Below are 12979 nucleotides of genomic sequence, written 5' to 3'. Positions count from 1 at the left end.
CAGCGGCTCGACCCGGCATGGGGAGTGTGCCCATGCTCCGGCGACGGTACCGGGGCGGCAACCGGGGACGACTCCCCGGATGCCCCGCGCGCTACTCTGGCGTGCGGATCACCCTGCACCACCCGCGCCCGAGACCGCCGCGCGAGTCGCCCATCCTGGGTTCCGGCGCGTGTGTCCGGAGCCCGTGCCCCGCCCTGCCGGGCGAGACGTGCGATACCGGGGAGAGTCCCGGACCGCGAAGAATTCTGTGCCGGCGCACGAAGCGACCGGCGGCAGCAGAACAGCATACCACCAAGCGGCGCCCAGCGCACGCCGTCGGCGCAGGCCGGAACCACACGCCGCCCCGACCTGAGGGGCGGCGCCGAAACGCGGGACCTCAGCGGGGGCGCGAGCCGCCCTTGAGATTGGCCTTCTTGAGCAGGCTCTCGTACTGGTGCGACATCAGATGCGACTGGACCTGGGCGATGAAGTCCATCACCACCACCACCACGATCAGCAGCGACGTGCCGCCGAAGTGGAAGGAGCTGCCGAACTCGGCGCGCATGAACTCCGGCAGCAGACAGACCAGCACCAGATAGGCGGCGCCAACCGCGGTCAGACGGGTCAGCACGCCATCGATGTAGTCCGCGGTCGCCTTGCCCGGGCGGATGCCCGGAATCAGCGCGCCGGACTTCTTCAGGTTGTCGGCGGTTTCCTGCGAGTTGAACACCAGGGCGGTGTAGAAGAACGCGAAACCAGCGATCAGACCACCGAACAGCAGCACGTACAGCGGCTCGCCAGGCGACATCGCCTGCGCCAGGCGCTGCAGCCAGGTCGCCGATCCGGCCTCACCGAACCAGGTCGAGACCGTCGCCGGGAACATGATGATCGACGAGGCGAAAATTGCCGGGATCACACCCGCCATGTTCAGCTTCAGCGGCAGGAACGAAGTCTGGTTCATGTACGCGTTGCGACCGCCCTGGCGGCGCGCGTAGTTGACCGTGATCCGACGCTGGCCACGCTCGACGAACACCACGAAGAACGTCGCCGCCAGCACCACCGCCACCAGCAGGATCGCCGCGATCGGGCTCATGTCGCCATTGCGCAGCGACTCGATCGTGCCGAACACCGCGCCTGGCAGGCCGGCGACGATGCCCGCGAAGATGATCAGCGACACGCCGTTGCCGATACCGCGCTCGGTGACCTGCTCGCCCAGCCAGACCAGGAACATGGTGCCGGCGGTGAGCGCGACGATCGCGGTCAGCACGAAGCCCATGCCCGGCGAATAGACGACCGGGATGCCGTTGTTGGCGCCCGAGCTCTGCAACGCCACCGCGATACCCGCCGACTGGAAGATCGCCAGCGGGATCGCACCGATGCGCGACCACTGGGTGATGCGGCGCCGGCCCGACTCGCCTTCCTTCTGGATGGCCTTCAGGCTCGGCACCACCTGCACCAGCAACTGCATGACAATGGACGCGGAGATGTACGGGATCACGTTCAGCGCGAACAGGCTGAAGCGCGACAGCGCACCACCGGAGAACATGTTGAACATGTCCACGATCGTGCCTTCCTGCTGCTCCATCAGCTGCAGCATGGCCTCGGGATTGACGCCCGGGACCGGGATGAAGCACCCGATGCGATAGACGATCAGGGCCCCGAGCACGAACAGCAGGCGCTGGCGGAGCTCGGTGAACTTACCGAGCCCGGCGCCAACCCCACCCATTGCGCTGCCGCTCCGCGACATCGGCGATTACTCCTCGACCTTGCCGCCGGCCGCTTCGATCGCCGCACGGGCGCCAGCGGTGGCCAGCAGGCCCTTGAAGGTCAGCGCCTTGCCGATCTCGCCGTTCTTGACGATCTTGGCGCGCTTGGCGGTCGCCGGCACCAGCTTGGCGGCGCGCAGCGCGGCGAAATCGACCGTGCCTTCGAGCTTCTCGAGCTGGTACAGGAAGACCTCGGCGGTGTCGTTCTTCAGGCGCGAACGGAAGCCGACCTTCGGCAAACGCTTGCGCAGCGGCATCTGGCCGCCTTCGAAGCCGGCCTTGATCTTGCCCTTGCCCGAACGTGCGAACGAACCCTTGTGGCCGCGGCCGGCGGTCTTGCCGAGGCCCGAGCCGATACCGCGACCGACGCGAGTGCGCTCGGTGCGGGCGCCCGGTGCGGGCTTGAGAGTATTGAGCTTCATGTGATTATTCCTCGACCCGGACCAGATAATGGACCTTGTTGATCAGGCCACGGACCTGCGGGCTGTCCTTCAGTTCGCGCACGTCGTTGAGCTTGCTGAGGCCCAACGCCTTGACCGACAGACGGTGCTTGGCCTGCGCACCGCGCAACCCCTTCACCAGACGCACCTTCACGGTGCCGCCGGCGGCTTCGTTCTTAGCCATGGGTGATGTCCTCCAGCTTCTTGCCGCGCTTGGCCGCGATCTGCGCCGGCGAATGCATCTCCGACAGGCCGCGGATCGTCGCGCGCACCAGGTTGATCGGGTTGCGCGAACCCACGGCCTTGGCCAGCACGTCCTTCACGCCGACGGCCTCGAGCACGGCGCGCATCGCGCCACCGGCGATCACGCCGGTACCCTCGGAGGCGGGCTGCATGAACACGTTCGCCGCACCGTGGCGCGACTTGACCGTGTGCCACAGGGTGCTGCCGTTGAGATCGACGGCCTTCTGGTTCTTGCGGGCCTGCTCCATCGACTTCTGGATCGCGACCGGCACTTCGCGCGCCTTGCCGTAGCCGAAGCCGACCTTGCCGTTGCCGTCGCCGACGACCGTCAGCGCGGTGAACGTGAACTGGCGACCGCCCTTGACGGTCTTGCTGACGCGGTTGACCGTGATCAGCTTCTCGATCATGCCGTCGTCAAGCTCTTCGCGGTCGCGATTACGGTCGCGCCCGCGGTTTTCCCTTTCGTTTGCCATCTTGAATGCCTGTATTGGAGAAATGATGTACGGCTTGGGCCGCTTGGAGTTGTGATCTGGAGCGGTGGAACGCGGACGCGGCACAGAAGGCCACGGGCGCCCGACACATCGCGTGCCGGCGCGTCAGGCGACGCCGCGCACAAGGCGCGGCGCCGACAGCATGAATCAGAACTGCAGGCCGCCTTCGCGCGCCGCGTCGGCCAGCGCCTTGATGCGACCGTGGTAGCGGTAGCCCGAACGATCGAACGCGACGCGCTCGATGCCCGCGGCCTTGGCCTTCTCGGCGATGGCGCGGCCGACCTTGGCTGCGGCGTCGGCGTTCTTGCCGTTCTTCAGACCCTCGCGGACATCGCTCTGGGTCGTGCTGGCCGCAGCCAGGACCTTCGAGCCGTCCGAGTTGAACAACTGGGCGTAAATGTGCTGACCGGTGCGCAGCACCGACAAGCGCGGCACGCCCAGTTCGCGGATGCGCGCACGGGTCGACTTGGCGCGACGCAGGCGGGCGGTGTTCTTGATGCTCATGATGGTGACCTCGTGGAAGCGGATCGGCCTGGACACAGAAGTCGGGGGTGAGGACCGGGAAACCGCGGCGGGGCAGGCGCGCACCTGACGGTGGCTCGCATGCATCCGGATTTCCCCATCCCGATTCCCGGCCTTTACGCCTTCTTGGCTTCCTTACGGATGATGGTTTCGTCGGAGTACTTCACGCCCTTGCCCTTGTAGGGCTCCGGCGGACGGAATCCGCGGATCTTCGCGGCGACCTGGCCGACCATCTGCTTGTCCGCGCCCTGGACCAGGATCTCGGTCTGGGTGGGGGTGCTGAGGGTGATGCCTTCGGGCGCCTGGAACACGACCGGGTGCGAGAACCCGAGCGAGAGGTTCAGGTCCTTGCCCTGGACCGCCGCACGGTAACCGACGCCGACGAGCTCGAGCTTGCGCTCGAAGCCTTCCGACACGCCGTGGACCATGTTGGCGACGATCGCGCGCAGGGTGCCGGTCAGGGCGATCTGCGACGGATCGGCGGCCGACAGCAGCGCAGTGCCGTCCTCGATCTTGACCTCGATGGACGCCGGCTTGGCGAGCGACAGCGTGCCCTTCGGGCCCTTGACGCTGACCAGCTCGGGCTGGATGTTGAGTTCGACGCCCTTGGGCAGGGCGATGGGCTTCTTGGCGACGCGGGACATTGTGCGCTTACTCCCTTAGGCCACGAAGCACAGGACTTCACCGCCGACGCCCTGCTGGCGCGCCTGCGCATCGGTCATGATGCCCTTCGAGGTGGAGATGATGGCGATGCCGAGCCCGTTGAGGACTTTGGGCAGCGCATCCTTGCCGCGGTACTGACGCAGGCCCGAACGCGAGAAGCGCTGCAGGCGCTCGATCACCGGGCGGCCTTCGTAATACTTGAGGACGATCTCGAGCTCGGCCTTGGCGCCGTTCTCGGTCACGCGAAAATCGCCGATGTACCCCTCGTCCTTGAGGACGGTGGCAATGGCGACCTTGGTCTTGGACGACGGCATCTTCACCGTCTGCTTGCCGACCGCTGCCGCATTCTTGATGCGGACCAGCATGTCGGCGATGGGATCAGTCATGCTCATGATGATTACCTTCTGAGTGCACCGATATCCGCTTTCGCGAATTCTAGTTTTGAACCGACCGGTGGCCCGGCCGGGGTACAGCGTGAGGGGCGGTATTGTACAGGCCCGGCGCCGGAACGCCAGACCCGTACCCCGCCCGCTCGATTACCAGCTGGCCTTGCGCAGACCCGGCACGTCGCCGCGCATCGTGGCTTCGCGCAGCTTGTTGCGGCCCAGGCCGAACTTGCTGTACACGCCACGCGGGCGGCCCGTGAGGGCGCAACGGTTGACCTGACGCGAGGGCGACGAGTCGCGCGGCAGCTTCTGCAGCTTGGTCGCGGCCTCGATCTTGTCCTCGTAGCTCGCGGTCTGGCTGCTGATGATCTTCTTCAGCGCCGCACGCTTCTCGGCGTGCTGCTTGGCCAGCTTGGTCCGCTTGACCTCGCGGTTGACCATGGACGTCTTTGCCATGTGCTTTCCTCAGTTGCGGAACGGGAAGCGGAAGGCTTCGAGCAGTGCCTTGGCTTCTTCGTTGGTGCGTGCGGTGGTGGTGATGGCGATATCCATGCCGCGGATCGCGTCGACCTGGTCGAAGTCGATTTCCGGGAAGATGATCTGTTCCTTCACGCCCATGTTGTAGTTGCCGCGGCCGTCGAACGAACGGCCCGACACGCCACGGAAGTCGCGCACGCGCGGCAGCGAGACGTTCACCAGACGATCGAGGAACTCGTACATCCGGTTGCGGCGCAGCGTGACCTTGCAGCCGATCGGCCAGCCGTCGCGGATCTTGAACGAGGCGACCGACACGCGCGACTTGGTCACCAGCGGCTTCTGGCCGCTGATCTTGGCCATGTCGGCAGTGGCGTTCTCGAGGATCTTCTTGTTCGCGGCTGCCTCGCCCACGCCCATGTTGAGCGTGATCTTGGTCAGGCGCGGGACCTGCATGATGTTGTCGTAACCGAACTGCTCCATGAGCTTCGGCACCACTTCATCCTTGTAGAACTGTTCCAGACGGGTCGTCATTTTGGGCATCCTCAGGCGTCGAGCGCCTCACCGCTCGAGCGGAACACGCGCAGCGTGCGTCCATCCTCGAGCTTCTTGGTTCCGATGCGCTCGCCCTTGCCGGTGGCAGGGTTGAACGGCATCACGTTCGAAGCGTGGATCGGAGCTTCGCGCTCGATCACGCCACCGGCCTGGCCGGCTTGCGGATTGGGCTTGGTGTGGCGCTTGACGAGGTTGACGTTGGAGACGACGACCTTGTCGCCGACCACGCGCACCACATCACCGCGCTTGCCCTTGTCCTTGCCGGCGATCACGATGACGTGGTCGCCCTTCTTGATTCGATTGGCCATGTTCGTTCTCTCCGCTCAGAGCACTTCGGGAGCGAGCGACACGATCTTCATGAACTTCTCGGAACGAAGCTCACGGGTCACGGGCCCGAAGATGCGGGTGCCGATCGGCTCCTGCTTGTTGTTGAGCAACACCGCGGCGTTGCCATCGAAGCGGATCAGCGAACCGTCGGGACGGCGCACACCCTTGCGGGTACGCACCACGACGGCGTCGTAGACTTCGCCCTTCTTGACCTTGCCACGCGGAATCGCTTCCTTCACGGACACCTTGATGATGTCGCCGATCGCGGCGTAGCGGCGCTTGGAGCCGCCGAGCACCTTGATGCACATCACTTCCTTGGCACCGCTGTTGTCCGCCACGTCGAGGTGGCTCTGCATCTGGATCATTTCGAGCTCCTCGTTATTCGGCCGCGCGCGCGACGATTTCCGTCACGCGCCAGTTCTTGGTCTTGGACATCGGCGCGATCTCGACGACCTTCACCAGATCGCCTTCCTGGCAGGCGTTCTCGGCGTCGTGGGCGTGGAGCTTGGTCGAACGCTTGATGTACTTGCCGTACAGGGCGTGCTTGACCTGACGCTCGACCAGCACCGTGACGGTTTTGTCCATCTTGTTGCTGACCACGCGGCCCTGGACCGTGCGCTGCTTCTTCTCGGTATTCATGGTCGGGTCCTTACTTCTTCTGGCCGATCAGGGTGTTGACGCGCGCGATCTCGCGGCGCACCCGACGGGCTTCGTGCGTCTTGGTCAGCTGACCGGTCGCCTTCTGCATGCGGAGCGAGAAACGCTCCTTGTGCAGCTCGAGCAGATGCGACTGCAGCTCTTCTGCCGACTTCTCGCGGAGTTCCTTGGTCGTAGCCATCAGCGCACCGTCCGGGTCACGAATTGGGTGGTGACCGAAAGCTTGGCGGCAGCCAGGCGGAACGCTTCGCGTGCCACCGTCTCCTCGACGCCCTCGATCTCGTAGATCATGCGGCCGGGCTGGATCTGGGCGACCCAGTACTCCACGCCGCCCTTGCCCGAGCCCATTCGGACTTCGATCGGCTTCTTGGTGATCGGCTTGTCCGGGAACACGCGGATCCACATCTTGCCGCCGCGCTTGACGTGACGGCTGATGGTCCGGCGGCCGGCTTCGATCTGACGCGCGGTCAGCTGGCCGGTCGCGGTCGCCCGCAGGCCGTACTCGCCGAAGCTGACGGCATTGCCGCTCCACGACAGGCCTTCGTTACGGCCCTTGTGCATCTTGCGGTACTTGGTTCGCTTGGGTTGCAGCATGATTAGTCCCTCGCCTCGCGTTCACGACGCGGACCACGGCGCTCGCGGTCTCCGCGGTCACCACGCTCGCCGCGCGGCGTGTCGTCCTGCTTCTCCTGGCCGACCTGGGAGAAATCGAAGATCTCGCCCTTGTAGATCCAGGTCTTGATGCCGATGATCCCGTAGGTCGTCTTGGCCTCGGCGAAACCGTAGTCGACGTCGGCGCGCAGCGTGTGCAGCGGCACGCGACCTTCGCGGTACCACTCCGAACGTGCGATCTCGGCGCCGTTGAGGCGGCCGGCGACATTGACCTTGATGCCCAGCGCGCCCAGGCGCATCGCATTACCGACCGCACGCTTCATCGCGCGACGGAACATGATGCGGCGCTCGAGCTGCTGCGCGATCGACTCGGCGACCAGCTGCGCGTCGAGCTCCGGCTTGCGGACCTCGGTCACGTTGATGTGCGCCGGAACGCCCATCATCTGGCTCACGTCCTTGCGCAGCTTCTCGATGTCTTCGCCGCGCTTGCCGATCACCACGCCCGGGCGGGCGGTGTGGATCGTCACGCGAGCGGTCTTGGCCGGACGCTCGATCAGGATCTTGCTGATGCCGGCCTGCGCCAGGCGCTTGCGCAGCATCTCGCGGACCTTCAGGTCGGCGGCGAGGTACTCGGCGTATTCCTTCTTGCCGGCGTACCACTTGGAGTTCCAGTCCTTGGCGATGCCCAGGCGGATACCGGTGGGATGAACTTTATGACCCATTTACTTGCCCTCTCCCACGACGACGGTGATGTGGCTGGTGCGCTTGAGGATGCGGGTACCGCGTCCCTTGGCGCGCGCCATGAAGCGCTTCAGCGTCGGACCTTCGTCGACCGTGATGGTGGCGATCTTCAGCTCATCGACATCGGCGCCGGCGTTGTTCTCGGCGTTGGCGATGGCCGATTCGACGACCTTCTTGATCAGGTGCGCGGCCTTCTTGTCCGAGAACTTCAGCAGGCCGACGGCGCGTTCGACCGGCAGACCGCGAACCTGGTCAGCGACCAGACGGGCCTTCTGGGGCGAGATGCGCGCGGTCCGCAGGATCGCGGTGCGCTTGTTGACCTCGGTGCGAGCGCGCTTCTGCTCTTCGAGGCGGGCTTTCGTTGCCTTGTCCATTGTGCGCTCCTTACCTGCCCGACTTCTTGTCGCCGCCGTGACCCTTGAACGTCCGGGTCAGGGCGAACTCGCCGAGCTTGTGGCCAACCATGTTCTCGTTGACGAGCACCGGAATGTGGTTCTTGCCGTTGTGGATGGCGATCGTGAAGCCGACCATTTCCGGCAGGACCATCGAGCGGCGCGACCAGGTCTTGATCGGCTTCTTGGTGTTGGTGCCGGCGGCCTCGACCTTCTTGATGAGGTGGTGGTCGACGAACGGACCCTTCTTGAGTGAACGTGCCATGGTCTATCAGCTCCTACGGTCGCGCACGATGAACTGCTGCGTCCGCTTGTTATGGCGGGTCTTGTAACCCTTGGTCGGCACGCCCCACGGGGTGACCGGGTGCGGGTTGCCTTGTCCGGCGCGGGCCTCACCACCGCCGTGCGGATGGTCGACCGGGTTCATCGCCGCACCGCGGACGGTGGGCTTGACGCCGCGCCAGCGCTTGGCGCCAGCCTTGCCGAGCTTCTCGAGGCTGTGCTCGTCGTTGCTGACCTCGCCGATCGTGGCGCGGCACTCCGACGGCACGCGGCGCACTTCGCCCGAACGCAGGCGCAGGGTCGCGTAGACGCCTTCGCGCGCGATCAGCTGGACGGCGGCGCCGGCGGCACGCGCGATCTGCGCGCCCTTGCCCGGCTTCATCTCGATGCAGTGGATCGTCGAACCGACCGGGATGTTGCGCAGCGGCAACGTGTTGCCGGTCTTGATCGGCGCGTCGGAACCCGCGATCACCTGGTCACCGGCCTTCAGGCCCTTGGGGGCGATGATGTAGCGGCGCTCACCGTCGACGTACACCAGCAGCGCGATGTGCGCGGTGCGGTTGGGGTCGTACTCGATACGCTCCACGCGCGCCGGAATGCCTTCCTTGTCGCGCTTGAAGTCGACGATGCGGTAGTGCTGCTTGTGACCGCCGCCGATGTGGCGCGTGGTGATCCGGCCGTGGTGGTTGCGACCACCCGACTTGCTCTTCTTCTCGACCAGCGCGGCATGCGGCGCACCCTTGTGCAGCTCGGGGTGCACGACGCGGACCGCGGAGCGGCGACCGGCGGACGTGGGCTTGAATTTCATCAATGGCATCGGGGCTTCCTCAGACCTTCGCGTTCATGACGTCGATCGACTGGCCGTCGGCCAGCTTCACGTAGGCCTTGCGCCAGTCGCCGCGGCTGCCCTGACGCTGACGGAAGGACTTGTTCTTGCCCTTCACGTTGACGACGTTGACCGCCTCGACCTTGACGTCGAACAGCTTCTCGATCGCGGCCTTGATGTCGGCCTTGGTGGCGACCGTCGACACTTCGAACGCGTACTGGTTGGACAGTTCCTGCAGGCGCGCGGTCTTTTCGGACACGCGCGGCGCACGGATCACTTCATAGAGCTTGGCGTCGTTCATGCCAGCCACTCCTCGATCTTCTTCACCGCATCGGTGGTGATCAGCACGGAATCGGCGCCGACCAGCGCGACCGGATCCAGGCCCTGCACGTCGCGGATCTCGACGTACGGCAGGTTGCGTGCCGACAGGTACAGGTGCTCGGACGCGTCTTCGGTCACGATCAGCGGACGCTTGCCCAGGTCGAATTCTTTGAGCTTGGCGACCATGCCGCTGGTCTTGGTCTCGGTCAGGTCGAACGTCTCGACGATCGTCAGACGGCCCTGGCGGTTGAGCTCGGACAGGATCGCCGACATCGCCGCGCGGTACATCTTGCGATTGACCTTCTGCTCGAAGCTGCGCGGCTTGGCCGCGAAGGTCACGCCACCGCCGACGAAGATCGGAGCGGTCAGGGCGCCGTGACGTGCACCGCCACCCTTCTGCTTCTTCGACTTCTTGGTCGTGCCGCTGACTTCCGAACGGGTCTTCTGGGCCTTGGTCCCGGCGCGACCGGCGTTGCGATAGGCGACGACGACCTGGTGGACCAGATCCTCGCTGAAATCGCGGCCGAACACGGCGTCGGAGACCGACAGCTTGTTGCTGCTGTTGTTGATTGCGAGTTCCATCGTGCTACTCCTTATGCCTTGCTCGACGGACGCACGATCACGTCGCCGCCCGGCGCGCCCGGCACGGCGCCCTTGACCGCGATCAGGCCGCGCTCGGCGTCGACCTTGACGATCTGCAGGCGCTGCGTCGTCTGGACGTCGGCACCCATGTGGCCGGACATCTTCTTGCCCGGGAACACGCGGCCAGGCGTCTGGCGCTGACCCAGCGAACCGGGCTGGCGGTGCGACAGCGAGTTACCGTGCGTGGCGTCGCCCATCTTGAAGTTCCAGCGCTTGATCGTGCCCTGGAAGCCCTTGCCCTTGGTGACGCCCTGGACGTCGACGAGCTGGCCCACTTCGAAGATATCGGCGCGGATCTCACCGCCGACGCTGAAGTCGGCGATCTTGTCGTCGGCCACGCGCAGTTCCCACAGGCCGCGACCGGCTTCGACCTTCGCCTTGGCGAGGTGACCGGTTTCGGGCTTGTTGACCAGCACGGCACGCTTGCTGCCGGCGGTGACCTGCACGGCGCTGTAGCCGTCGGTCTCGGGGGTCTTCACCTGGGTGATACGGTTGGGGGTGGCTTCGATCAGCGTCACCGGCACGGACTTGCCGTCTTCGGTGAACACCCGGCTCATGCCGGCCTTGCGGCCGACGATGCCCAACGAATGAATCTTCGCGGTCATGGTGGCGGCCCTCAGGTCAGTTTGATCTGGACGTCGACGCCAGCCGCGAGCTCGAGCTTCATCAGCGCGTCCACGGTCTTGTCGTTGGGGTCGACGATGTCGAGCACGCGCTTGTGCGTGCGGGTCTCGTACTGGTCACGCGCATCCTTGTCGACGTGCGGCGACGTCAGGATGGTGTAACGCTCGATCTTGGTCGGCAGCGGGATGGGGCCGCGCACTTGGGCGCCCGTCCGCTTCGCGGTTTCGACGATCTCGCTGGCCGAACGGTCGATCAGGCGATGATCGAACGCCTTGAGGCGGATCCGGATCTTTTGGTCCGTCATGACGGAAATATCCTTCGTTAAAAGAGCGACGGGCCCGCGGCTGGGTGCGCGGAACCCCTGTGAAATCGTGGCGATCCGGAGCATTCACCCGCGCCCCGGGGCCTTTCCCTGGAAAAACGAAAGGCAGACCGGTTGCCCGATCCGCCCAGACCTGGAATTGCAGACGCAATGACCCGCTCCATCCCATCGTGCTCCGAAGACCTTCGGAACGGGTGGAGCGCAGCCTCGCGACATTTCCGTGTCTGGCGAAGACGAGGGCATCCTGCACCTCATTTCGCGATTTCGCGGGCAGGCCTGAATCGACCAACCCGCGAGGGTCTTGCATTCTAGCGGGTCCCGCCCTACCGGCGCAAGCCCTGCCTTGCGGAAAGGCGAAACGGGCCGGGGAGCCCGGTCCGTTTCGCTTGCATCGCCGCCCCGTCGCGCCAAAAGCGCGCGGGCCGTGGGCTTACTTCAGGATCTTGGCCACCACGCCGGCGCCGACGGTCCGGCCGCCTTCGCGGATCGCGAAGCGCAGACCTTCGTCCATCGCCACCGGGTTGATCAGCGTGACCACCATCTTCACGTTGTCGCCCGGCATCACCATCTCGGTGCCTTCCGGCAGCTCCACCGCACCGGTGATGTCGGTGGTGCGGAAGTAGAACTGCGGACGGTAGCCCTTGAAGAACGGCGTGTGACGGCCACCCTCGTCCTTCGACAGCACGTAGACCTCGGCCTCGAAGTCGGTGTGCGGCTTGATCGAACCCGGCTTGGCCAGCACCTGGCCACGCTCGACGTCGTCACGCTTGGTGCCGCGCAGCAGCAGACCGGCGTTGTCGCCCGCCTGGCCCTGGTCGAGCAGCTTGCGGAACATCTCGACGCCCGTGACGGTCGTCTTCTGCACCGGACGGATACCGACGATTTCGATTTCGTCGCCGACCTTGATGATGCCGCGCTCGATACGGCCCGTGACCACCGTGCCGCGACCCGAGATCGAGAACACGTCCTCGACCGGCATCAGGAATGCCTTGTCGATGTCGCGCTCCGGCTCCGGAATCCAGGTGTCCAGCGCGTCGACCAGCTTCAGGATCGCAGGCACGCCGATCTCGCTCTGGTCGCCTTCCAGCGCCAGGCGCGCCGAACCCGAGATGATCGGGGTGTCGTCGCCCGGGAACTCGTACTTGCTCAGCAGCTCGCGCACTTCCATCTCGACCAGCTCGAGCAACTCGGCGTCGTCCACCATGTCGGCCTTGTTCAGGAACACGACGATGTACGGCACGCCGACCTGACGCGACAGCAGGATGTGCTCGCGCGTCTGCGGCATCGGGCCGTCAGCGGCCGAGCACACCAGGATCGCGCCGTCCATCTGCGCCGCACCGGTGATCATGTTCTTGACGTAGTCCGCGTGGCCCGGGCAATCGACGTGCGCGTAGTGGCGCGTCGGGCTCTCGTATTCCACGTGCGCGGTCGAGATCGTGATGCCGCGCGCCTTCTCTTCCGGCGCCGCGTCGATCGCGTCGTAGGCCTTGAACTCGCCGCCGAAACGCTCAGCGCCGATCTTCGTCAGCGCCGCCGTCAGCGTCGTCTTGCCGTGGTCGACGTGACCGATCGTGCCGACATTGACGTGCGGCTTGGTGCGCTCGAACTTACCCTTTGCCATTGTAATAACTCCGTAATTCGTGATTGGTGATTGGTGATCGGTGAAAAGCGGGACCCGTGTTCTTTCAAATCACGGATCCCGCATCACGAATCA

23 protein-coding genes are annotated in these 12979 nt (G+C 65.3%); all 23 read right to left on the bottom strand.

Translation table 11 applies throughout. The annotated features are described in order from the left end of the window. Positions 1-376: 376 nt before the first annotated feature. The 23 genes from secY to tuf all read right to left on the bottom strand — a co-directional run bounded on the left by secY (position 377) and on the right by tuf (position 12886). Positions 377-1726 (bottom strand): preprotein translocase subunit SecY, encoded by a 1350-nt coding sequence (gene secY / locus MNO14_RS04475; protein WP_241945554.1) that lies wholly within the window; start codon positions 1724-1726, stop codon positions 377-379. 6 nt (positions 1727-1732) lie between these two features. After that, positions 1733-2167, bottom strand: a complete 435-nt coding sequence (gene rplO, locus MNO14_RS04470) for a 50S ribosomal protein L15 (RefSeq protein ID WP_183426245.1) — start codon at positions 2165-2167, stop codon at positions 1733-1735. Between the two features lie 4 nt (positions 2168-2171). Beyond that, on the bottom strand, positions 2172-2369 hold the full coding sequence (rpmD, locus tag MNO14_RS04465) for a 50S ribosomal protein L30 (RefSeq protein WP_241945553.1): 198 nt from the start codon (positions 2367-2369) through the stop codon (positions 2172-2174). Then, positions 2362-2901: a 30S ribosomal protein S5 gene (gene rpsE / locus MNO14_RS04460; RefSeq protein WP_183426246.1), complete on the bottom strand. Its 540-nt coding sequence runs from the start codon at positions 2899-2901 to the stop codon at positions 2362-2364. Before rpsE ends, rpmD begins: the two co-directional genes overlap by 8 nt. Before the next feature lie 165 nt (positions 2902-3066). Next, on the bottom strand, positions 3067-3423 hold the full coding sequence (gene rplR / locus MNO14_RS04455) for a 50S ribosomal protein L18 (RefSeq protein WP_241945552.1): 357 nt from the start codon (positions 3421-3423) through the stop codon (positions 3067-3069). 134 nt (positions 3424-3557) lie between these two features. Beyond that, positions 3558-4085 carry a 50S ribosomal protein L6 gene (gene rplF, locus MNO14_RS04450; RefSeq protein WP_241945551.1) on the bottom strand — a complete coding sequence of 176 codons (528 nt, stop codon included), beginning with the start codon at positions 4083-4085 and terminating at the stop codon, positions 3558-3560. Between the two features lie 15 nt (positions 4086-4100). Next, on the bottom strand, positions 4101-4496 hold the full coding sequence (gene rpsH, locus MNO14_RS04445) for a 30S ribosomal protein S8 (RefSeq protein WP_047137630.1): 396 nt from the start codon (positions 4494-4496) through the stop codon (positions 4101-4103). 144 nt (positions 4497-4640) lie between these two features. Further along, positions 4641-4946, bottom strand: a complete 306-nt coding sequence (gene rpsN / locus MNO14_RS04440) for a 30S ribosomal protein S14 (RefSeq protein ID WP_183426250.1) — start codon at positions 4944-4946, stop codon at positions 4641-4643. 9 nt (positions 4947-4955) lie between these two features. After that, on the bottom strand, positions 4956-5498 hold the full coding sequence (gene rplE / locus MNO14_RS04435) for a 50S ribosomal protein L5 (RefSeq protein WP_047137632.1): 543 nt from the start codon (positions 5496-5498) through the stop codon (positions 4956-4958). An 11-nt stretch (positions 5499-5509) separates the two neighbouring features. After that, positions 5510-5827 (bottom strand): 50S ribosomal protein L24, encoded by a 318-nt coding sequence (gene rplX / locus MNO14_RS04430; protein ID WP_047137633.1) that lies wholly within the window; start codon positions 5825-5827, stop codon positions 5510-5512. A gap of 15 nt (positions 5828-5842) precedes the next feature. Then, positions 5843-6211 (bottom strand): 50S ribosomal protein L14, encoded by a 369-nt coding sequence (rplN, locus tag MNO14_RS04425; protein WP_047137634.1) that lies wholly within the window; start codon positions 6209-6211, stop codon positions 5843-5845. A gap of 13 nt (positions 6212-6224) precedes the next feature. Then, positions 6225-6485, bottom strand: a complete 261-nt coding sequence (rpsQ, locus tag MNO14_RS04420) for a 30S ribosomal protein S17 (RefSeq protein WP_047137635.1) — start codon at positions 6483-6485, stop codon at positions 6225-6227. Positions 6486-6495: 10 nt separating this feature from the next. Next, positions 6496-6684 carry a 50S ribosomal protein L29 gene (rpmC, locus tag MNO14_RS04415; RefSeq protein ID WP_047137636.1) on the bottom strand — a complete coding sequence of 63 codons (189 nt, stop codon included), beginning with the start codon at positions 6682-6684 and terminating at the stop codon, positions 6496-6498. Further along, positions 6684-7097, bottom strand: a complete 414-nt coding sequence (rplP, locus tag MNO14_RS04410; RefSeq protein ID WP_183426251.1) for a 50S ribosomal protein L16 — start codon at positions 7095-7097, stop codon at positions 6684-6686. The genes rpmC and rplP overlap by 1 nt, the downstream gene beginning before the upstream one ends. Before the next feature lie 2 nt (positions 7098-7099). Continuing rightward, positions 7100-7837: a 30S ribosomal protein S3 gene (rpsC, locus tag MNO14_RS04405; protein WP_047137638.1), complete on the bottom strand. Its 738-nt coding sequence runs from the start codon at positions 7835-7837 to the stop codon at positions 7100-7102. Continuing rightward, a complete protein-coding gene (gene rplV, locus MNO14_RS04400; protein WP_047137639.1) occupies positions 7838-8230 on the bottom strand; it encodes a 50S ribosomal protein L22 in 393 nt (130 codons plus the stop codon). It lies immediately after the preceding gene. Positions 8231-8240: 10 nt separating this feature from the next. Continuing rightward, positions 8241-8513, bottom strand: coding sequence for a 30S ribosomal protein S19 (gene rpsS, locus MNO14_RS04395; RefSeq protein ID WP_047137640.1), 273 nt, complete (start codon positions 8511-8513; stop codon positions 8241-8243). 6 nt (positions 8514-8519) lie between these two features. Beyond that, positions 8520-9347: a 50S ribosomal protein L2 gene (gene rplB / locus MNO14_RS04390; RefSeq protein ID WP_241945550.1), complete on the bottom strand. Its 828-nt coding sequence runs from the start codon at positions 9345-9347 to the stop codon at positions 8520-8522. 10 nt (positions 9348-9357) lie between these two features. Further along, entirely contained in the window at positions 9358-9657 is a 300-nt protein-coding gene (gene rplW / locus MNO14_RS04385) for a 50S ribosomal protein L23 (RefSeq protein WP_241945549.1), read from the bottom strand. After that, the gene (gene rplD, locus MNO14_RS04380; protein ID WP_241945548.1) at positions 9654-10259 is read right to left on the bottom strand and encodes a 50S ribosomal protein L4; all 606 of its coding nucleotides are present in this window, start codon (positions 10257-10259) and stop codon (positions 9654-9656) included. Before rplD ends, rplW begins: the two co-directional genes overlap by 4 nt. Positions 10260-10270: 11 nt before the next feature. Next, positions 10271-10924, bottom strand: a complete 654-nt coding sequence (gene rplC, locus MNO14_RS04375; RefSeq protein ID WP_241945547.1) for a 50S ribosomal protein L3 — start codon at positions 10922-10924, stop codon at positions 10271-10273. An 11-nt stretch (positions 10925-10935) separates the two neighbouring features. Beyond that, the gene (rpsJ, locus tag MNO14_RS04370) at positions 10936-11247 is read right to left on the bottom strand and encodes a 30S ribosomal protein S10 (RefSeq protein WP_047137645.1); all 312 of its coding nucleotides are present in this window, start codon (positions 11245-11247) and stop codon (positions 10936-10938) included. A gap of 448 nt (positions 11248-11695) precedes the next feature. Next, positions 11696-12886, bottom strand: a complete 1191-nt coding sequence (gene tuf, locus MNO14_RS04365; protein ID WP_241945543.1) for an elongation factor Tu — start codon at positions 12884-12886, stop codon at positions 11696-11698. Between the last annotated feature and the right edge of the window lie 93 nt (positions 12887-12979).

The sequence above is a fragment of the Luteimonas sp. S4-F44 genome (assembly GCF_022637415.1).
Classification (GTDB): domain Bacteria; phylum Pseudomonadota; class Gammaproteobacteria; order Xanthomonadales; family Xanthomonadaceae; genus Luteimonas.
Note: the sequence above shows the minus strand (reverse complement) of the source record. Positions and strands in the feature narration are given on the sequence as shown.